Source organism: Carboxydocella sp. ULO1 (genome assembly GCF_002049255.1).
Taxonomy (GTDB): Bacteria; Bacillota.
The window spans coordinates 1-221 of sequence record NZ_BDLQ01000093.1; the positions used below are offsets into that span (position 1 = coordinate 1).

A 221-nucleotide genomic window follows, 5' to 3' on the forward strand; every position below is an offset into this window, starting at 1 on the left:
GGCAGCTCTGCCGCGCTGCCTGATTTGCCCCTCGACCCCATACCTGCAACACCGGCAGGTTTACACAGGTATGGTTTAGGCTCCTCCCCTTTCGCTCGCCGCTACTCAGGGAATCGCTGTTGCTTTCTTTTCCTCGGGGTACTGAGATGTTTCAGTTCCCCCGGTTCCCCCCGTACACCTATCTATTCAGTGCACGGTAGCCGGATATTACTCCGGCTGAG

At 57.5% G+C, this 221-nt stretch carries 1 rRNA gene; it reads right to left on the reverse strand.

Going from position 1 to position 221, the window contains the following annotated elements:
- Window positions 1–221, reverse strand: a 23S ribosomal RNA gene (locus tag ULO1_RS14970); the annotation flags it as partial.